We start from the raw sequence: 20309 nt of genomic DNA on the forward strand, positions 1-20309 counted from the left end.
CCAACGTGGCTCAATTCGTTTATACCATGCATCGTGTCGGCAAAGTTGTCCCGCCGAAACGTCATATTCTTAAAAATATCTCGCTGAGCTTCTTCCCGGGCGCAAAAATCGGTGTCCTGGGTCTCAACGGTGCCGGTAAGTCCACCCTGCTGCGCATCATGGCCGGCATCGATACAGACATCGAAGGTGAAGCCCGTCCGCAGCCAGGCATCAAGATCGGCTACCTGCCGCAGGAACCTCAGCTGAACCCGGAACACACCGTGCGTGAATCCGTTGAAGAAGCGGTGTCCGAAGTGGTTAACGCGCTGAAAGGCCTGGATGAAGTGTATGCCAAATACGCCGAGCCGGATGCGGACTTCGACAAGCTGGCCGCTCAGCAGGGCAAATACGAAGAGATTATCCAGGCACACGACGGTCACAACCTGAACGTGCAGCTTGAGCGCGCGGCTGATGCCCTGCGCCTGCCGGACTGGGATGCGAAAATCGCTAACCTCTCCGGGGGTGAGCGTCGCCGCGTGGCGCTGTGCCGCCTGCTGCTGGAAAAACCAGACATGCTGCTGCTCGACGAACCTACCAACCACCTGGATGCGGAGTCCGTAGCGTGGCTGGAACGCTTCCTGCACGACTTCGAAGGCACCGTGGTGGCGATCACCCACGACCGTTACTTCCTCGACAACGTGGCGGGCTGGATCCTGGAGCTGGACCGCGGTGAAGGTATTCCGTGGGAAGGCAACTACTCCTCCTGGCTGGAGCAGAAAGATCAGCGTCTGGCGCAGGAAGCGTCTCAGGAAGCGGCGCGTCGCAAGTCTATCGAGAAAGAGCTGGAGTGGGTGCGTCAGGGCGCGAAAGGCCGTCAGTCCAAGGGCAAAGCCCGTCTGGCGCGCTTTGAAGAGCTTAACAATACCGAATACCAGAAACGTAACGAAACCAACGAACTGTTTATTCCACCTGGAGCGCGTCTGGGGGATAAAGTGGTTGAAGTGACCAACCTGCGTAAGTCCTACGGCGACCGCCTGCTGATCGACGACCTGACCTTCTCCGTACCGAAGGGCGCTATCGTTGGGATCATCGGTCCGAACGGCGCGGGTAAATCAACCCTGTTCCGCATGATGTCCGGTCAGGAACAGCCTGACAGCGGCTCTATCACCCTGGGTGAGACCGTGAAGCTGGCGTCCGTTGACCAGTTCCGTGACGCGATGGACAACAGCAAAACCGTGTGGGAAGAAGTGTCCGGCGGTCTGGATATCATGCGTATCGGCAACACCGAGATGCCAAGCCGCGCCTACGTTGGCCGCTTTAACTTCAAGGGCACCGACCAGGGCAAACGCGTGGGCGAGCTGTCCGGCGGTGAGCGCGGTCGTCTGCACCTGGCGAAGCTGCTGCAGGTTGGCGGTAACGTCCTGCTGCTCGATGAACCAACCAACGACCTGGACATCGAAACCCTGCGCGCGCTGGAAAACGCCCTGCTGGAGTTCCCGGGCTGTGCAATGGTTATCTCGCACGACCGCTGGTTCCTGGACCGTATCGCAACCCACATCCTGGATTACCAGGACGAAGGTAAGGTAGAGTTCTTCGAAGGTAACTTCACCGAATACGAAGAGTACAAGAAACGCACGCTGGGCGCAGACGCGCTGGAGCCGAAGCGTATTAAGTACAAGCGTATCGCGAAATAAAAGCACAACGGCAACTTCGGTTGCCGTTTTTTATGTTTGTTCCCTCTCCCCGAGGAAGAGGATCAGGGTGAGGGCATCAGGCCGCACATAATTACCTTCCCACGTAGTACCGCCTCACCTCATCAAACTGCATCGCAAACTCGATATAGCTCATCAGCGCGGGCGAATTGAGCTTACGGCTCGAATAGGCCAGCCACAGGTCGTTCCCCTCCACGCTCCACGCCGGCAGCACCTTCACCAGCGCCCCCTTTTCAACCTTGTCTTCCAGCAGAAATGCGGGCAACAGCGTGATCCCCGCCCCGGCAATCGCACACTCGCGGGCGTACACCAGGTTATCGGTTAAATGCGCGTTGTCCGGCAGGTAGCGATAGTCTTCGCTCTCGCTTCGCAGCAGCCACTCAGACCAGGACCTGTGGGTAATGCAGCGATGCTCCACCAGCTGACGCGGATGGACTAACGGCTCACGACGCGCCAGATAATCGGGCGATGCCAGCATATAGCGCGGGCAGTGTCCGATCATCCGGCCAATCAGGGATGAATCCTGCGGCTTGCCGGTACGTAGCGCCACGTCAAAACCGGACTCGACCAGGTCCACCACGTCGTCAGAAATTGATACATCGAGCGAAACGTCAGGGTAGCGAAGCTGAAATTCGGCATTAAGGTGTGCCAGAAGCGTTGCGCCGATCCCCGCAGGACAGGTGATCCGCAGCCGTCCGCTGGGGTTGTCGCGCAGGCGCTGGATGGCATACTCCGCCCGCTCGCTGGCCGCCAGCATCTCGCGGCAGTGCACCAGATAATGCTCGCCGGCAAAGGTCAGGTTGATCCTGCGCGTCGTCCGATTGAGCAAGCGGATCCCCAGCTGCTGTTCAAGCTGGCTAATGCGCTGGCTGACGCTGGATTTAGGCAGCTCCGCCTTCCGGGCCGCCGCGGTAAAGCTTCCCGTCTCCGCCACCAGCGCAAACAGCGCCATATCCTGAAGCTGTTTAAACATGATTGTTCATCCTGTACGAACGCTGAGTTCTCGATTGTCCATCTTATCACGCGCGTGACCACTTAATAGACTAGTCTCAACAAAACGCATGCCATTGAGGAGCACACCATGTCCGTTAAAGCCATTGCCGTTAACCCCGCCAATCCCTCCGCTTTCATTGAAATCGCCCCGCCGATGCCGCAGCCCGGCGAGCACGATCTGCTGGTGGAAGTGAAAGCCGTCTCCGTTAACCCGGTGGATACTAAGGTGCATGCAGGCCTTGTCAAAAATGGGCTGAAAGCGCCACGTATTCTCGGGTGGGACGCCAGCGGTATCGTCAAAGCCGTTGGGGCAGGCGTCACCGGGTTCAAACCGGGCGACGAAGTGTGGTACGCGGGCGACATTACCCGTCCGGGCAGTAATACCACGCACCAGTTGATTGACGCGCGCATTGTTGGGCGCAAGCCTGCAAGCCTGGGCTGGGATGCGGCTGCCGCATTGCCGCTGACCGCGCTGACCGCCTGGGAAGGGCTGTTCGAGCGTCTGAACATTCAGGACGCCGGATCTGACAACACGCTGCTGATCGTCGGCGGTGCTGGCGGAGTGGGATCGCTGGCGATCCCGTTCGCAAAACACGGCAGCAAGGTTAAGGTGATCGCCACCGCGTCGCGGGAAGACTCCGCCCGGTGGTGTCGCGATCGCGGAGCGGATCTGGTGGTGGATTATCGCGATCTTAAAGGTGAGCTGGCAAAGCAGGGCATTAGCTTTGTGGATTACATTTTCATTCTTAATGATACCGATGGCCACTGGGATACGGTCAGCGAACTGATTGCGCCGCAGGGGCACATTTGCTCCATCGTCGAAAATGCGCATCCGCTGAACCAGGATAAGCTGAAATCTAAGTCCGCCGCGCTGCACTGGGAATTTATGTATACCCGCAGCATGTACCAGACCGCCGATATGGCGCGTCAGGGTGAGATCTTAAACGAGGTGGCGAAGCTGGTGGATAACGGCGTGGTGACAAGTTCGCTGAGCGAAACGCTGCACGGTCTGAGCGTGGAAAGCATTACCGAGGCGCACCGCAGAGTGCAGGAAGGGCATATGCGCGGGAAGGTGGTGGTTGCGTTCTGAGTGGTTTGATTCCCCTCACCCTAACCCTCTCCCCATAGGGGAGAGGGGATGTTACGGGGCCGTCTTTACCCTCTCCCCTATGGGGTGTATGGTCCGGGGACATAGTGAACACTTGTTCGGGGACATGGTAGACACTTACAACTAAGGCATAAGAACCCGCTTATGGAGTCGCTTATGCCCTGGGATGCGAGAGATACCATGTCATTACGTACCGAGTTTGTTTTGTTCGCCTCGCAGGACGGGGCGAACATCCGTTCCCTCTGCCGTCGCTTTGGCATTTCACCTGCCACCGGCTACAAGTGGCTTCACCGCTGGGCGGAGGAAGGGGCCGCGGGCCTTCAGGACCGCCCGCGCATACCGCACCATTCCCCGAACCGCTCATCTGACGACATCACTGCCCTGCTGCGTATGGCCCATGACCGCCATCAACGCTGGGGCGCGCGCAAGATAAAGCGCTGGCTCGAAGACCAGGGGCACACTATGCCCGCCTTCAGCACCGTCCATAACCTTATGGCCCGCCATGGTCTGCTGCCGGGCACTTCACCGGGCATTCCCGTCACGGGACGGTTCGAACATGACGCGCCGAACTGCCTCTGGCAGATGGATTTTAAGGGCCACTTTCCCTTTGGCGGTGGCCGCTGCCATCCGCTCACCCTGCTGGACGACCACTCCCGTTTTTCCCTGTGCCTGGCGCACTGTACCGATGAACGGCGCGAGACCGTGCAGCAGCAGCTGGTCAGCGTGTTTGAACGCTACGGCCTGCCGGACCGGATGACGATGGATAACGGCTCACCGTGGGGAGACACCACCGGCACCTGGACGGCGCTGGAGCTGTGGCTGATGCGTCTGGGTATCCGGGTGGGGCACTCCCGGCCGTATCATCCGCAGACGCAGGGTAAGCTGGAGCGTTTTCACCGCAGCCTGAAGGCAGAGGTGCTGCAGGGGAAGTGGTTCGCGAGCGGGGGTGAACTACAGCGCGCCTTCGACCACTGGCGGACGGTCTATAACCTTGAACGCCCGCATGAGGCGCTGGACATGGCGGTACCGGGCTCGCGGTATAAGCCGTCTGCACGGCAGTACAGCGGCAACACACCGCCCCCGGAATACGACGAGGGCGTGATGGTCAGGAAAGTGGATATCAGCGGAAAGCTGAGCGTGAAAGGGTTAAGTCTGAGCGCAGGCAAGGCGTTCAGGGGAGAACGGGTCGGGCTGAAGGAGATGCAGGAAGACGGCCGCTACGAGGTGTGGTGGTACAGCACGAAAGTGGGGGTGATCGACCTGAAGAAAAAGTCGATCACCATGGGTAAAGGATGTTAAAAAGTGTTCACCATGTCCCCGAACACCTGTCTACCATGTCCCCGGACCGTACAGAGGGCAGGGTGAGGGGCAAACCTGTGAATTTACCCCTGCTCCCCCATCATCTCCTTCACCAGCTCGACGCAGCGCAGGAAGCGGGTGTCGTAATCCGATGCTTCCACGTGCACAAACTCAACGTTGTTCTCATTAAGCATCTCCACCAGCATCGTCTGGAACTCTCGCCTGTCCACCGAGCTGCCCAGGCTGCGCATGCCGTCGGCCACCCATGGCGTGTTGTTTTCCAGCAGGATCACCAGGTCGAAGCGATATTCATCAATCAGCGCCTGCACAAACGGGTGCTCGCGACCTTCGTACTTTTTACAGAACGCCTGAGTGGTGACGAAATCGGTATCGATGAACGCCACTTTGTTGGCGTACTTCACGGCGAAATCAATGTACTGGGCATGGCCGAGCGCGATTTTGTCGTAGTCGGAATACTGCAATGCCATCTCGTCACCGCCGAGATGTGAGAAAACATAATCGCGGCCATACTCCCACGCGCTGGTGGTGTTGAAGATGTTCGCCAGCTTATTCACCAGCGTCGATTTTCCGCTCGACTCGCCGCCAAGAATGGCTACCGTACGCACGAAGAACGGCTTTACTTCGGTTGGAATGTAGTCCCAGTAGCGGAACGGGTTCTCGCGGATCTGCGCCCCGCTGATGTTCATGAAGGTACGCTTCGGATCGATAAGCACCGTCTCGATGCCCAGATGCTCGCGGAACTGCGGCGCGTCGGATTCTTCAGAGGTGTAGATCCAGTTAGGCGCAATGCCCTTCTCTTCCATAAACGCTTTGATGCCGTTACTCCACACGTCCCAGCCGTGCGGATACGGCTCCATGCCCTCCTCGTTAAAGGCATGAATGCGAATGTTTTTTTGATACTTAAAGGTCTGAAGCAGCCAGCGCAGACGATCCGGCACCGTGGGCTGCTGCGACATGGCGCTGTCTTCAAACAGCAGGCGATCGCGGGTTTCATCATAGCCCATGATGATGTGCAGTTCGTCCACCTGGCTACAGGCGCGCTGGATCAGGTAGATATGCCCGGTATGCAGCGGGTAGAACTTACCGAACACCACGCCGATGTTCTTTTGCATGCGTGGAAATTCAAGCCCCAGAAAGCGGTGCAGCGCTTCGAGCTTTTGCGCGCTGGGGCTTTTGATTTTGGCGTTAAGCAGTTGGCTCAGGTAGCCTTTGGTCATTCCGCTGGCGTCCGCCACCTGCTGCAGCGTGCAGCCCTTCTGGCGGATTGCGGTTTTGATGTAGTCAAATGATGACATAAATTACGGTGCCTCCTGCAAAATCGAATACGTAATTATAAGTCGTCAAAGACATTTAACGCATCTGCGAGTTTCTTAACGCCAAAGACCTGCATCCCTTCCGGGATTTTTTTCGGCACGTTGGCGGCAGGAACAATCGCGCGGCGGAAGCCATGCTTTGCCGCTTCGGAGATGCGCTCCTGGCCGCTCGGCACCGGGCGGATCTCGCCGGCCAGCCCCACTTCGCCAAACACCACCAGATCCTGCGGCAGCGGCCTGTCGCGCAGGCTGGAGACCATCGCCAGCAGCAGCGCCAGATCCGCGCTGGTCTCTGAAACCTTCACGCCGCCGACCACGTTGACGAACACGTCCTGATCCGCCATCTGCAGGCCGCCGTGGCGGTGCAGCACCGCCAGCAGGATCGCCAGACGGTTTTGCTCCAGGCCGACCGCCACGCGACGGGGGTTGCCCATCATCGAGTGATCCACCAGCGCCTGAATTTCCACGAGCAGCGGACGCGTCCCTTCCCACAGCACCATCACGGAGCTGCCGGAGGTTACCTCATCGCCACGGCTCAGGAAGATGGCCGAGGGGTTGCTGACCTCGCGAAGCCCCTGCTCGGTCATGGCAAATACGCCCAGCTCGTTCACCGCACCAAAGCGATTTTTATGGCTGCGCAGGGTACGGAAGCGGGAGTCCGCGTCGCCGTCGAGCATGACGGAGCAGTCAATACAGTGCTCAAGCACTTTCGGCCCCGCCAGCGAGCCGTCTTTGGTGACGTGGCCGACCATCACAATCGCCACGCCGCGGGTTTTGGCAAAGCGCGTCAGGTAGGCGGCGGTTTCGCGCACCTGCGCCACGCTGCCCGGCGAGGACTGAATGTCCGCCATGTGCATGACCTGAATGGAGTCGATCACCATCAGCTTCGGCTGCTCTTCTTCGGCGATCATGCAGATCTGCTCGATGCTGGTTTCCGAAAGCATATTCAGGTTGCCCGTCGGCAGGCCAAGACGATGGGCGCGCATCGCCACCTGCTGGAGCGATTCCTCGCCCGTGACGTAAAGGGTTTTCATCTGCTCGGCAAGCTTGCAGAGCGTTTGCAGCAGGAGCGTCGATTTACCCGCGCCCGGGTTACCGCCGATCAGAATGGCGCTGCCCGGCACTACGCCGCCGCCGAGCACGCGGTCAAACTCCTTGAACCCGGTGGAGAAGCGCGGCAGCGCTTCCAGGCTGATATCGGAAAGTTTTTGTACCTTCGACACGCCTGCATTGCCCGCATAGCCGCTCAGGCGTTCGTTGCGGGCCACGCTCGGCGAAGCCGCCACACCACGCACTTCGGTGATGGTGTTCCAGGCATGACAGGCGCTGCATTGCCCCTGCCAGCGCGGATAATCCGCACCACATTCATTACAGACAAATGCGCGTTTTGGAGCTTTCGCCACGGTTTACCTCGTTATTTCTGGTTAATGCTGCCGGAGAGAATGCAGAACACCCCCATCAGATCGGCATGACGTACAGTGACTTCCGTCTTTTCATTCACTTTCGGCTTAGCATGGTAGGCAATGCCAAGACCGGCAACTTTAATCATCGGCAGATCGTTCGCGCCATCGCCGATGGCGACGGTCTGCTCGACCGGAATCTCATATTTCTGCGCCAGACGCGTCAGTGTGTTGGCTTTGTACTGCGCGTCCACGATGTCGCCGGTGACCTGTCCGGTCAGCCTGCCGTCCACGATCTCCAGCTCGTTAGCCACAACCGTGGTCAGGTGCAATTTTTCCCGCAGATAATCCGCGAAGAAGGTAAAGCCCCCGGAGGCGATGGCCACCTTCCAGCCCAGAGACTGGAGCTTTAATACCAGCTGCGTCAGCCCGGGCATCAGCGGCAGCTCATCGCGCACCTGACGCAGAATAGTGGCGTCGGCCCCTTTGAGGGTCGCCACGCGCTGCCTCAGGCTGGCGGTGAAATCCAGCTCGCCTCGCATCGCGCGCTCGGTGACTTCAGCAACAAGCTCACCGCTCCCCGCCAGCCTGGCGATCTCGTCGATACATTCGATCTGGATGGCGGTAGAGTCCATATCCATCACCAGCAGGCCCGGCGTTTTCAGGTGCGGGATCTTGCCGAGTGGCGCAACGTCCAGTCCAGCGTCGTGCGCCAGCCGCGTGGCGCGCTGAGTCAGGGAGCCCGCCAGGCGAATAACCTGGTAATCTTCCACGCACCAGGCGGCAACGATGACCATCGCCGCGCCGAGCGTGGTTTGATACTGGGTGAGACGTTGCTTATCCAGGCCGCGTCCATACAGCAGCCAGCCGCTACGGCCAGCGTGGTAATCCAGAGGCATCACCTCATCGCCACTTAACGAGAGCGGCAATCCTGGCCATAAAGAGACATCCGTTGGCAGGTCACACCAGGTAATGTTCGGCATTAAAGCTCCTGTAATTTGGTTCGCGCCGGAAGGTTCCAGAGGGAAAATAACGCATGAGGCTACCCTGTAACCATCACTTCTGGCAACATTAAGCCGTAAATTTTAAGCAGGTGGAATATGGCTCGCGCAAAACTGAAATTCCGGCTTCATCGCGCCGTGATTGTCCTGATCTGTCTCGCACTATTAGTGGCGCTGATGCAGGGGGCATCCTGGTTTAGCCAGAATCACCAACGGCAACGCAACCCGCAATTTGAAGAGCTGGCCCGCACCCTGGCGCGTCAGGTAACGCTCAATATTGCCCCGTCAATGCGTACCGAAACGCCGGACGAGAAGCGCATATCCCAGGTATTACGCCAGCTTACGGAAAACAGCCGCATTCTGGATGCAGGCGTGTACGATGAGCAGGGCGACCTGATCGCCCGCGCCGGTGAACATGTCGAGGTGCGCGATCGGCTGGCGCTGGACGGTAAAAAAGCCGGCGGCTATTTCAACCAGCAGATCGTCGAACCGATTCAGGGCAAGAATGGTCCGCTGGGGTATCTGCGCCTCACCCTTGATACCCACACTCTGCCCACCGAAGCCAAACAGGTGGACAATACCACCAATATTCTGCGCCTGATGCTACTCCTCTCGCTGGCAACAGGCGTGGTGCTGGCGCGCACGCTGCTCCAGGGCAAGCGCACCCGCTGGCAGCAGTCACCGTTCCTGTTGACCGCCAGCAAGTCGGTTCCCGAAGACGAAGAGAGCGAGAAGAAGGAATAGTGATAAAGTAGGCAGACGATTCGGAAAAGGAACTTTGCCATGACGACGTTACGCCTGCTTATCTCTGACTCTTACGATCCCTGGTTTAATCTCGCGGTGGAAGAGTGCATCTTCCGCCAGATGCCCGCCACGCAGCGCGTGCTGTTTCTCTGGCGCAACGCCGATACGGTGGTCATTGGCCGCGCGCAAAACCCGTGGAAAGAGTGTAATACCCGCCGCATGGAAGAGGACAACGTGCGTCTGGCGCGCCGGAGCAGCGGTGGCGGCGCGGTGTTTCACGATCTGGGAAATACCTGCTTTACCTTTATGGCAGGCAAGCCGGAGTATGACAAAACCATCTCAACGTCCATCGTCCTCAACGCGCTCAATTCGCTCGGTGTAACCGCCGAGGCCTCGGGGCGTAACGATCTGGTGGTCAAAACGCCCGACGGGGATCGCAAAGTATCGGGTTCTGCCTATCGCGAAACGATGGATCGCGGCTTCCATCACGGCACCCTGCTGCTTAACGCCGATCTGAGCCGTCTGGCGAACTACCTTAATCCCGACAGGAAAAAGCTTCAGGCCAAGGGGATCACCTCGGTGCGCGGCCGCGTGGCGAATCTGGTGGAGCTACTGCCGGGGATTACGCACGAGCAGATTTGCGATGCGATCCGCGAGGCGTTCTTTGCGCACTACGGCGAGCGCGTGGAGGCGGAAGTAATCTCTCCTGATAAAACCCCGGACCTGCCCAACTTTGCTGAAACCTTTGCCCGCCAGAGCAGCTGGGAGTGGAACTTCGGCCAGGCGCCGGCGTTCTCCCATCTGCTGGACGAGCGTTTTACCTGGGGCGGCGTGGAACTGCATTTTGACGTAGAGAAAGGCCACATCACCCGCACGCAGGTATTCACGGACAGCCTTAATCCCGCGCCGTTAGAGGCGCTGGCAGCGCGTTTGCAGGGCTGTTTGTATCGGGCGGATACGCTGCAGCAGGAGTGCGATGCGTTGACAGGTGATTTTCCCGGACAGGAAACCGAATTACGGGAATTATCGGCATGGATTACGAGGGAGGTAAAATAATTGAGAATAATAATATTCTGTAAAGGCTTTTTTAAAAAAAGCACATTTATAATGTAAATAGATTAAATAGACGGAATAGCTCAGCGCGTAAGAAAATCCTGACGCAGGGGGAACAATTAATGTTCCCTTTAATTATACGTTAAGGATGAAACGTGAAAAAAATTCTATTAGCAGCGTCTGTTATTTTAGCGATGTCGTCTGCCGCTCACGCAGCGGGAACCGCAGAATTAAAGGTTACCGGGGTATTAACCAACTCCGCGTGTACGCCCACGTTAAGCGGTGGAGGTATCGTTGATTTTGGCACGACCAATATTGGTAATATGTCTGCCACAGCGACTAACCAGCTCGGCAATAAAGATCTTTCCCTCTCCATCAGCTGCGTTGCCCCGACAAAAGTAGGCTGGAGCATTATCGACGACCGTGCAGATTCTAAACAGAACCTGATCGTCGAAAATACCGACTGGAGCGGCTCAGGTTCCGTATGGAGCAGTAATAGCCTGTTCGGCGCGGGAAAAACCGCGGGCGGCGTCAATCTGGGCGCTTATTCCGTCACGATGCAGTTGAGCAACGTCACTGCGGACGGAAAAACCACCGGTATGATTTCGGGTGCTAATTCCACAGGAAGTTATTCATGGGGCCAGATGGTGGGCGACAGCGCACCCGTTCGTAATGACGGCATAGTTTACACGGTCGCGGGTGACGCGAGCGTCGATCCGCTGGCGTTTACCAGTGCGGTATTCCCGCTGCGCGTCGCGCTGGCCGTACAGGATACGACGACGCTTGCCCTGACCGATGACACGCAGATTGACGGACAGGCAACAATCAGTCTTGTTTATCTGTAAGGTGTGAACAGTAAAAAGAGTGTAGCCAGGGCTACACTCTTTCTTTTTATATTACGCTTTGTCGCCCAGAAGAACGGATTCCAGCGCGATTTTGATCATGTCGTTGAAGGTGGTCTGACGCTCGGCAGCCGTGGTCTGCTCATGGGTACGGATGTGGTCAGACACGGTGCAGATGGTCAGCGCTTTCGCGCCAAACTCAGCCGCGACGCCGTAGATACCTGCCGCTTCCATTTCCACGCCCAGGATGCCGTATTTTTCCATCACGTCGAACATCTCGCCGCCGTCTGGTGCGTAGAACAGGTCAGCAGAGAAGATGTTACCCACGCGCGCCTCAACGCCCAGCGCTTTTGCCGCGTCAACCGCATCACGCACCATGCCGAAGTCCGCAATCGCGGCGAAGTCATGATCTTTAAAACGCATGCGGTTAACTTTCGAATCGGTGCAGGCACCCATACCGATAACGATATCGCGCAGCTTAACGTCCATGCGCACCGCGCCGCAGGAGCCGACGCGGATGATTTTCTTCACGCCGAAATCGGTGATCAGCTCTTTGGTGTAAATGGAGCAGGATGGGATACCCATGCCGTGGCCCATAACGGAAATTTTGCGGCCTTTATAGGTACCGGTGAAGCCCAGCATGCCGCGAACGTTGTTCACTTCACGCACGTCTTCAAGGAAGGTTTCTGCAATGTGCTTCGCGCGCAGCGGGTCGCCAGGCATCAATACGACGTCAGCGAAATCACCCATTTCTGCATTAATGTGAGGAGTTGCCATCTTCAGTTCCTTTTCATTTAGTATCTCCCTCTCCCTGTGGGAGAGGGTTGGGGTGAGGGCATCAGGCCGCACCCGTATCTCTCGAGGGAGAGGGTTGGGGTGAGGGCATCAGGCCGCACCCCTTGTCATTCAGAACATAGCCTTGCCATATTCCATGTCAGACGTGCCGAAGTATTTCGCAATGGTCTGGCCGATGTCTGCGAAGGTGTCACGGTGGCCCAGCGAACCTGGTTTCACTTTCGGGCCGTACACCAGCACCGGAATATGCTCGCGGGTGTGGTCGGTGCCGGTCCAGGTTGGGTCACAACCGTGATCCGCGGTCAGGATCAGAATGTCATCTTCACCCACCAGCTCCATCAGCTCCGGCAAGCGGCGGTCGAACAGCTCCAGACCGGCAGCGTAGCCTGCGACGTCGCGACGGTGGCCCCAGGAGGAGTCGAAGTCCACGAAGTTGGTGAAGACAATCGTGTTGTCGCCCGCTTCCTTCATCTCTTTGACGGTAGCGTCGAACAGCGCGTCCAGACCGGTCGCTTTCACTTTTTTGGTGATGCCGCAGTTTGCGTAGATGTCCGCGATTTTACCCACAGACACCACGTGACCGCCCTTCTCGTCGACCAGTTTTTGCAGCACGGTGGGTGCCGGTGGCTCAACGGCCAGGTCGTGGCGGTTGCCGGTACGCTGGAAGTTACCCGCTTTGTCGCCGATAAACGGACGCGCGATAACGCGGCCAATGTTGTAGCCGCCTTCGGTCAGCTCTTCACGGGCGATTTCGCACAGCTCGTAGAGTTTATCCAGACCAAACGTCTCTTCGTGGCAGGCAATCTGGAACACGGAGTCAGCAGAGGTGTAGAAAATCGGCTTGCCGGTTTTCATGTGCTCTTCGCCGAGCTGATCCAGAATCACGGTACCGGATGAGTGGCAGTTACCAAGGTAGCCCGGCAGGTTGGCACGCTTCACCAGCTTATCGAGCAGCTCCTGCGGGAAGCTGTTCTCGTGATCGGAGAAGTAGCCCCAGTCGAACAGCACCGGCACACCGGCAATTTCCCAATGACCGGACGGGGTATCTTTACCGGAAGAGAGCTCGTGCGCCCAGGCGTAAGCGCCCACCACTTCCGCGTTGCCGTCCATACCGGCTGCGATTTTACCGGTAGAGCCTTCATGCGCTTTCACCAGACCGAGGCGGGTCAGATTTGGCAGGTTCAGAGGGCCTTTACGACCGTTATCCGCTTCGCCTTTTGCACAGGCTTCCGCGATGTGACCCATGGTATCGGAACCCACGTCACCAAAACGTTCTGCATCTTCGGTTGCGCCGATGCCGAATGAGTCCAGCACCATAATAAATGCACGTTTCATAATTGTTCTCCGTACTTAGTGCTTCATAAAAATGCGATCAGATCAGTATACCGCTATTCGGTGATACGACGATAGACCGTCGGTGTGGTTTCCGGTGCTTTATCGTCAAGAGATATTGCCGCTTTCACCGCTTTCGCCGCGTCCTGCCAGCTGGCTTCGTCTTTGGCGTGGATCACCGCCAGCGGACGTTGGCCGTCAACGCTGTCGCCCAGACGGGCCATATCGGTAAAGCCAACGCTGTAATCAATGCTGTCGGACGCCTGACGACGACCGCCGCCCATTGAGACCACCGCCATGCCGAGCGCGCGGGTATCCATTGCGGAGACAAAACCTTCGCTGTCCGCGTAGACCGCTTTGCTGAGCATCGCGGTTGGCAGATATTTGGCGTAGTTTTCCACGAAGTCGGTCGGGCCTTTCTGCGCCGCCACCATACGGCCAAAAATCTCCGCCGCTTTACCGTTGTCCAGAACCGCCTGAAGCTTCGCGCGGGCTTCCGTATCGTCTTTGGCGAGCTTGCCGGAGATCAGCATCTCCACGCACAGCGCCATGGTCACGTCGAACAGGCGCGGGTTGCGGTATTCACCCGTCAGGAACTGCACGGCCTCGCGCACTTCCACGGCGTTACCGGCGCTGGATGCCAGCACCTGGTTCATGTCCGTCAGCAGTGCGGTGGTGCGCACGCCCGCGCCGTTGGAGACGCCAACGATCGCTTCAGCCAGCGCTTCAGAGAGCTCGTAGGTCGGCATAAACGCGCCGCTGCCTACCTTCACGTCCATGACCAGCGCGTCCAGACCTTCCGCCAGCTTTTTGGCGAGGATAGAGGCGGTGATCAGCGGGATGGAGTCTACGGTTGCGGTAATATCGCGGGTCGCGTAGAAACGCTTGTCTGCCGGAGCAAGCGAGCTGGTCTGGCCGATAATCGCCACACCAACGTCTTTAATAATGTCGCGGAAGCGGTTGTCGTCCGGGAAGATATCGAAGCCCGGAATGGCTTCCAGTTTGTCGAGCGTACCGCCGGTATGGCCCAGGCCACGCCCGGAGATCATCGGGATGTAGCCGCCGCAGGCTGCGACCATAGGGCCAAGCATCAGCGACGTCACGTCACCCACGCCGCCGGTGGAGTGTTTGTCCACAATCGGCCCGTTGAGGTTAAGGCTCTTCCAGTCCAGCACGGTTCCTGAATCTCGCATCGCCATGGTCAGCGACACGCGCTCAGGCATCGACATATCGTGGAAGAAAATGGTCATCGCCAGGGCAGCAATCTGCCCTTCAGAGACGGTGTTGTCGCGAATGCCGTTGATAAAGAAGCGGATCTCTTCGTCGCTCAGGGCAAGACCATCACGTTTTTTACGAATAATTTCTTGTGCGAGAAACACGGTAACCCCCATGCGGAATCGGGTGAATTGTGGCGGGCAGCGCCCGCCCTACGTTCCTGTAGGCCGGATAAGCGAATCGCCATCCGGCATTTTTTAGCTATTAGTAGCTGCTTGCGCTCTTACCGTCGCCATGGCCCAGCGCTTTCAGCAGGCTCGCCAGCAGGCTGGAGGCGCCGAAGCGGTAGTGGCGGGAGTCCGCCCACTCTGCGCCGAACAGCTCGTCGGCAATCGCCAGGAACTGCTGCGCGTCTTCAGCGGTACGCACGCCGCCAGCCGGTTTGAAGCCCACGGTTTTGGACACGCCCATATCGCGGATCACTTCCATCATGATGCGCGCGCTTTCCGGCGTGGCGTTAACCGGCACTTTACCGGTAGAGGTTTTAATGAAATCAGCCCCGGCTTTGATGGAGATTTCAGACGCTTTACGGATCAGCGCCTCTTCTTTCAGTTCGCCGGTTTCGATGATCACTTTGAGCAGCACGTTTGCCGCCGCGCACGCGTCTTTACAGGCCTTCACCAGGTCAAAACCGACCTGCTCGTTGCCGGCGATCAGCGCGCGGTACGGGAACACCACGTCAACTTCGTCTGCGCCGTAAGCAATTGCCGCACGGGTTTCTGCCAGGGCGATCTCGATGTCGTCATTGCCGTGCGGGAAGTTAGTCACGGTTGCAATGCGCACGTCCGGCGTGCCCTGCTCTTTCAGCGTCTTGCGGGCAATCGGAATAAAGCGCGGGTAGATACAAACGGCGGCGGTGTTACCCACTGGCGTTTTCGCCTGATGGCACAGGGCGATGACTTTTTCATTGGTATCGTCATCGTTCAGGGTGGTCAGGTCCATCAGCTTCAACGCGCGCAGGCTGCTTGCAGTTAAATCGGTCATAACATTCTCCAACGGCAGTGCCGTATCAATTTTACCTTGCGGGCTGTGAGTATTCTAACATTCACCCGCATCCACACTTCGACATTCATCACAGTTAATGAAAACTGCGTGCAAATTTGCATTACTGTAATGAGATCTTCTTCAAACTTTAGCGTACAGGTTGCTGACTAAAGCAGCGATACCCCCTGCCGGATCAAAAGCCCCGCCAGGCTGGCTTCCTACAATTCGTTCACCATCCGCAGAATAATCCAGGAAGTGAACATGCCCGACGCCCTGCAACAACGTTGCCAGCACATTGTGACAAGCCCGGTGTTAACCCCGGAACAAAAACGTCATTTTCTGGCGCTGGAAGCAGAGAACAATCTGCCTTACCCTGCTCTGCCAGAGGCGGCACGCGCCGCGCTGGACGAAGGATTTATCTGCGACATGTTCGAAGGCCATGCGCCCTACAAACCGCGCTACGTGCTTCCGGACTACGCTAAATTCCTGGCAAACGGCTCAGAGTGGCTGGAGCTGGAAGGGGCGAAAGATCTGGATGATGCCCTCTCGCTGCTCGCTATCCTCTACCATCATGTTCCGTCCGTCACATCGATGCCGGTCTATCTGGGCCAGCTCGATGAAATCCTCACTCCATATGTTAAAATTCTAACACAGGATGAAATCGATAGCCGAATAAAACGTTTCTGGCGCTATCTCGACAGAACCCTGCCTGATGCCTTTATGCATGCCAATATCGGCCCGGCGGATACGCCCGTTACGCGTGCCGTTTTGCGAGCGGACGCAGAGCTGAAGCAGGTCGCGCCGAACCTTACCTTTATTTACGACCCGGACGTCACCCCTGACGATCTGCTGCTGAGCGTGGCGAAAAACATTTGCGAGTGCAGTAAACCGCATATTTCCAATGGCCCGCTGAATGATAAAATTTTCACAAAAGGCCGCTATGGCGTGGTGAGCTGCTACAACTCCCTGCCGCTGGCGGGCGGCGGCAGCACGCTGGTGCGCCTTAACCTGAAAGCGATTGCAGAGCACAGCCACTCTCCCGAAGACTTTTTCGCCCGTACCCTGCCGCACTACTGTCAGCAGCAAATGGCGATCGTTAACGCGCGCTGCGATTTTTTATATGAACAATCCGGCTTCTTTGAGAATAGCTTCCTCGTAAAAGAGGGGCTGATTGATGCCGATCGTTTCGTGCCGATGTTCGGCATGTACGGGCTGGCCGAAGCGGTGAACGTGCTGTGCGAAAAAGCAGGTATTGCGGGGCGTTACGGAAAAGACGAGCAGGCCAACGCGCTGGGCTACCGCATCAGTGAACAGCTTGCGGCATTTGTTGAGAACACGCCGGTGAAGCACGGCTGGAAGCACCGCGCGATGCTGCATGCCCAGTCTGGCATCAGTTCTGATTCGGGCACCACGCCGGGGGCGCGCCTGCCTTACGGCGACGAGCCGGATCCCATCAGCCACCTGCTGGCCGTGGCGCCACATCACCAGCACTATCACTCGGGGATCAGCGATATTCTCACCCTGGATGAGACGGTCAAACGCAATCCTCAGGCGGTGGTACAGCTTTGCCTGGGGGCGTTTCGCGCCGGTATGCGCGAATTTACCGCCAACGTCGCCGGAAACGACCTGGTGCGCGTCACCGGGTATATGGTGCGGCTCTCCGATCTGGAAAAGTACCGGGAGGCCGGTTCGCGCACCAACACCACCTGGCTCGGCGAGGAGGCCGCGCGCAATACCCGCATTCTGGAACGTCAGCCACGCGTGATTAGCCATGAACAGCAGATGCGCTTTAGTTAGTCAGGTTATTCCCTTCTCCTGCGTGGACGGGCCGGGCAGCCGCCTGGCGCTGTTCCTCCAGGGCTGTAACCTGCGCTGCAAAACCTGCCACAACCCGTGGACCATCGGGCGCTGCAACGACTGCGGGGACTGCGTGCCCCGCTGCCCCCACGATGCGCTGACCATGCAGGCCGGGCGCGTCTGGTGGCAGGAGAGCGACTGCCACCAGTGCGATACCTGCCTGCGCCTGTGCCCGCGGCAGGCCACGCCGATGGCGCAACGCTTTAGCGTAGAGGAGATCCTCATCCAGGTTCGCAAGTCCGCGCCTTTTATTGAAGGCGTGACCGTCAGCGGGGGCGAGGCCACCACGCAGCTGCCGTTTGTGGTTGCGCTATTCAGCGCAATGAAGGCCGATCCGGCCCTGCGGCATCTGACGTGTCTGGTGGACAGCAACGGCCTGTTAAGCGAAACCGGCTGGCAAAAGCTGCTGCCGGTGTTTGACGGCGCGATGGTGGATCTGAAGGCCTGGGGCAATGAGCATCACCGCTTTCTGACCGGGCGCGAAAATACGCAAATCAAGCAGAGCATTCGCTGGCTGGCTGAACATCATCGTCTTGCCGAGCTGCGCCTGCTGGCGATCCCCGAGCGGTGCGATTATCTGCAAAATCTGCCTTCACTGACCGCGTTTATCCATAGCCTGGGGAATATTCCGGTGCGGATTAACGCCTTTCACGCTCACGGGGTTTACGGGGAGGCGGCGCTCTGGCGGAGCGCCACGCCGGAGGATATCGAGCCGCTGGCGCTGGCCCTGGAACAGCAGCAGATTACGGTGATCCGCCCGGCGCTGTATCTATAGCGTGATGCCGAAGACCGCACGGGTATTTTCCAGTAGCGCGCCGGCAATGACGTCCTCAGGCTCCTGGCGCAGCTCACACAGCACGTCAAAAACGCGCGCCGCCTGCTCCGGTCGGTTCGGCTGGCCCTGAAAACCATTCAGCGGCATATCGGGCGCATCCGTTTCAAGCAGCAGCGAAGACAGCGGGAGTTGCGCCATCACGTCGCGGGTTTTGCTGGCGCGCGGGTAGGTAATGGTGCCGCCGACGCCAATTTTATAGCCCAGGTCGATAAAACGCTGCGCCTGCTGAAGGCTGCCTGCGAAACCGTGCACGACGCCCCTGCGCGGCAGATCGATGCGCTTCAGGTGCATCGCCAGCTTGTCATGGGTGCGTCGGGAGTGGAGGATCGCCGGCAGGTCGTGACGTTTTGCCAGCCTGAGCTGCGCGTCCAGGATCGCCTGCTGGCGTTCAAAGTGCGGATCCTCGCGATAGAGATCGAGGCCGATCTCACCGACGGCAACCAGCTTCTCACCCGCTGCCTGCAGCGCGGCATCAAGCCTGTCGAGGTGTTCATCAAGATGGTGCTCAATCACGATCGGATGCAGCCCCAGCGCCGCATACAGCGCGTCGTGATGGCGGGCGAGCGCCAGCACGGTATCAAACCGCGCCGCTTCAATGGCGGGCACAATTATGGCTTTTACGCCTGCCTGCGCCGCCCGTTCGATGGATGATGCTTCCTCGCCGCTGAACGGCGGAAAATCAAAGTGGCAATGGGTATCAATAAAGCCGTGCCTCACGCCAGATCCTCATTATCGAGTAAGCCATCGTTCGCCTGCGGAGCATCCACCAGCGGCATCGCCACCGCGTCATTGGCCACTACCGCAGGCGGCAAAATAATACGCTTATGCCGGTGAAGCGGCGGCTGTCCGGCCAGCATTTTACCCACCGTCGCGAGGAAGTAGCGACCGCAGAGCCGCCCCGTTTTGTAGTCCATACGCAACGCCGGCAGGCGGCTGCCCAGCGCCATGCTTAGCAGCGGCCTGGGCGGATAAATTTCAAAGATGCGCAGCTTGCCCGGCGGCTTTTCAATAAAGCGCTGCATCGCGCCGTAGGTCGTTTCATGCTGTTTTGCGATATTCACCAGCGGCTGCAGGCTGCTGTCGCCCAGCCAGCGCTCCATGCGCTTAAACCACTGCGGGGTGTAATACATCTGCGAAGGCACCGTGCGGATCACCACAATAGTTTTGGCCCCACGCCGCGCGGCCTCCTGCACCGGCACCGCGTCGCTGATGCCGCCGTCAAGATAGTTAACTCCCTCCAGCAGCGCGCCGGTACGGTAGAAACCGGGGATCGCGCTTGAGGCGCGAATGATATCCAGCCAGTTCTCTTTCTGCGGCGAAAAATAGCCCGGGGAATAGTCATCGCCACGGCTGGCGCACATCCAGAACGACTTTCCGGCGTCGAACAGCCGCGACGCGGTATCCATTGCCAGCGGCATCTGGCTGGAGGTGGCATCCAGTAACCAGTCGAGATCGATCAGGTTCCCGCCGCGCACGAAGCGCACCGGGTTAAAAAATTCTTTGGACGTGGTGTAGCGCATAATAACTTTGCGCGCGTAGCCGGGCTGGTTGCAGACGTAGGCCGAAAGATTCTGCGCCCCGGCAGAAGTACCAAAATAGAGATCGAACGGGTTGAACTGCGCGCGCATAAATTCGTCGAGCACGCCAGCGGTGAAAATACCGCGCTGACCGCCCCCTTCACAGACCAGCGCAAGCTGGCCTGCATGAAACGGTTTCAACGTCAGCGGCGCAATATTGCCGAGCGTAACGGGAATTCGTTGCCCCAC

The 20309-nt window shown here is 58.3% G+C and carries 17 protein-coding genes and 1 pseudogene; 8 read left to right on the forward strand and 10 right to left on the reverse strand.

The annotated features are described in order from the left end of the window. Positions 1-5 precede the first annotated feature (5 nt). The gene (gene ettA, locus MOQ06_RS14545; protein ID WP_006810191.1) at positions 6-1673 is read left to right on the forward strand and encodes an energy-dependent translational throttle protein EttA; all 1668 of its coding nucleotides are present in this window, start codon (positions 6-8) and stop codon (positions 1671-1673) included. Positions 1674-1764: 91 nt separating this feature from the next. On the opposite strand, the gene MOQ06_RS14550 is transcribed toward ettA, so the two are convergent. Continuing rightward, positions 1765-2664 carry a LysR family transcriptional regulator gene (locus MOQ06_RS14550; RefSeq protein WP_242173697.1) on the reverse strand — a complete coding sequence of 300 codons (900 nt, stop codon included), beginning with the start codon at positions 2662-2664 and terminating at the stop codon, positions 1765-1767. A 108-nt stretch (positions 2665-2772) separates the two neighbouring features. On the opposite strand from MOQ06_RS14550, the gene MOQ06_RS14555 reads away from it, so the two are divergent. Both MOQ06_RS14555 and MOQ06_RS14560 read left to right on the forward strand, forming a co-directional pair. Continuing rightward, positions 2773-3774, forward strand: a complete 1002-nt coding sequence (locus MOQ06_RS14555) for a zinc-binding alcohol dehydrogenase family protein (RefSeq protein WP_242173701.1) — start codon at positions 2773-2775, stop codon at positions 3772-3774. A gap of 162 nt (positions 3775-3936) precedes the next feature. Beyond that, positions 3937-5088 (forward strand): annotated as a pseudogene (locus MOQ06_RS14560) (IS481 family transposase); the annotation flags it as partial. 86 nt (positions 5089-5174) lie between these two features. Here the strand turns inward: MOQ06_RS14560 and nadR are convergent. Genes nadR through serB form a run of 3 tightly spaced genes read right to left on the reverse strand, consistent with a single transcriptional unit; the run spans position 5175 to position 8808 of the window. Further along, positions 5175-6407: a multifunctional transcriptional regulator/nicotinamide-nucleotide adenylyltransferase/ribosylnicotinamide kinase NadR gene (nadR, locus tag MOQ06_RS14565; RefSeq protein ID WP_148421962.1), complete on the reverse strand. Its 1233-nt coding sequence runs from the start codon at positions 6405-6407 to the stop codon at positions 5175-5177. Between the two features lie 35 nt (positions 6408-6442). After that, positions 6443-7828, reverse strand: a complete 1386-nt coding sequence (gene radA / locus MOQ06_RS14570) for a DNA repair protein RadA (RefSeq protein WP_014882467.1) — start codon at positions 7826-7828, stop codon at positions 6443-6445. An 11-nt stretch (positions 7829-7839) separates the two neighbouring features. Continuing rightward, positions 7840-8808 carry a phosphoserine phosphatase gene (gene serB, locus MOQ06_RS14575; RefSeq protein ID WP_148421964.1) on the reverse strand — a complete coding sequence of 323 codons (969 nt, stop codon included), beginning with the start codon at positions 8806-8808 and terminating at the stop codon, positions 7840-7842. A 117-nt stretch (positions 8809-8925) separates the two neighbouring features. On the opposite strand from serB, the gene MOQ06_RS14580 reads away from it, so the two are divergent. From MOQ06_RS14580 to MOQ06_RS14590, 3 genes are all read left to right on the forward strand, one after another. Beyond that, entirely contained in the window at positions 8926-9570 is a 645-nt protein-coding gene (locus MOQ06_RS14580) for a YtjB family periplasmic protein (RefSeq protein ID WP_148421965.1), read from the forward strand. A gap of 39 nt (positions 9571-9609) precedes the next feature. Beyond that, positions 9610-10626, forward strand: a complete 1017-nt coding sequence (gene lplA, locus MOQ06_RS14585) for a lipoate--protein ligase LplA (RefSeq protein WP_242173702.1) — start codon at positions 9610-9612, stop codon at positions 10624-10626. Between the two features lie 152 nt (positions 10627-10778). Beyond that, positions 10779-11468 carry a DUF1120 domain-containing protein gene (locus tag MOQ06_RS14590; protein WP_176608757.1) on the forward strand — a complete coding sequence of 230 codons (690 nt, stop codon included), beginning with the start codon at positions 10779-10781 and terminating at the stop codon, positions 11466-11468. Between the two features lie 51 nt (positions 11469-11519). On the opposite strand, the gene deoD is transcribed toward MOQ06_RS14590, so the two are convergent. The 4 genes from deoD to deoC form a co-directional block, all read right to left on the reverse strand. Continuing rightward, positions 11520-12242, reverse strand: coding sequence for a purine-nucleoside phosphorylase (deoD, locus tag MOQ06_RS14595; protein ID WP_032643987.1), 723 nt, complete (start codon positions 12240-12242; stop codon positions 11520-11522). Positions 12243-12371: 129 nt separating this feature from the next. Continuing rightward, positions 12372-13595, reverse strand: coding sequence for a phosphopentomutase (deoB, locus tag MOQ06_RS14600; protein ID WP_148421971.1), 1224 nt, complete (start codon positions 13593-13595; stop codon positions 12372-12374). Between the two features lie 53 nt (positions 13596-13648). Further along, positions 13649-14971 (reverse strand): thymidine phosphorylase, encoded by a 1323-nt coding sequence (gene deoA, locus MOQ06_RS14605; protein ID WP_242173705.1) that lies wholly within the window; start codon positions 14969-14971, stop codon positions 13649-13651. A 100-nt stretch (positions 14972-15071) separates the two neighbouring features. Then, positions 15072-15851, reverse strand: a complete 780-nt coding sequence (gene deoC, locus MOQ06_RS14610) for a deoxyribose-phosphate aldolase (RefSeq protein WP_032644972.1) — start codon at positions 15849-15851, stop codon at positions 15072-15074. Positions 15852-16112: 261 nt separating this feature from the next. Here deoC and MOQ06_RS14615 point away from each other — a divergent pair, with 261 nt between their 5' ends. Further along, positions 16113-17648: a YjjI family glycine radical enzyme gene (locus MOQ06_RS14615; RefSeq protein ID WP_176608759.1), complete on the forward strand. Its 1536-nt coding sequence runs from the start codon at positions 16113-16115 to the stop codon at positions 17646-17648. After that, complete coding sequence (locus tag MOQ06_RS14620; protein ID WP_176608760.1) at positions 17623-18483, forward strand: YjjW family glycine radical enzyme activase; 861 nt, start codon at positions 17623-17625, stop codon at positions 18481-18483. Before MOQ06_RS14615 ends, MOQ06_RS14620 begins: the two co-directional genes overlap by 26 nt. Here MOQ06_RS14620 and MOQ06_RS14625 read toward each other — a convergent pair. Both MOQ06_RS14625 and MOQ06_RS14630 read right to left on the reverse strand, forming a co-directional pair. Further along, positions 18478-19260 carry a TatD family hydrolase gene (locus MOQ06_RS14625; RefSeq protein ID WP_176608761.1) on the reverse strand — a complete coding sequence of 261 codons (783 nt, stop codon included), beginning with the start codon at positions 19258-19260 and terminating at the stop codon, positions 18478-18480. The two genes, MOQ06_RS14620 and MOQ06_RS14625, sit on opposite strands and share 6 nt — an antisense overlap. After that, positions 19257-20309, reverse strand: coding sequence for a patatin family protein (locus tag MOQ06_RS14630; protein ID WP_176608762.1), 1053 nt, complete (start codon positions 20307-20309; stop codon positions 19257-19259). Before MOQ06_RS14630 ends, MOQ06_RS14625 begins: the two co-directional genes overlap by 4 nt.

The organism is Enterobacter sp. I4, from assembly GCF_022669095.1.
Taxonomy (GTDB): Bacteria; Pseudomonadota; Gammaproteobacteria; order Enterobacterales; family Enterobacteriaceae; genus Enterobacter; species Enterobacter pasteurii.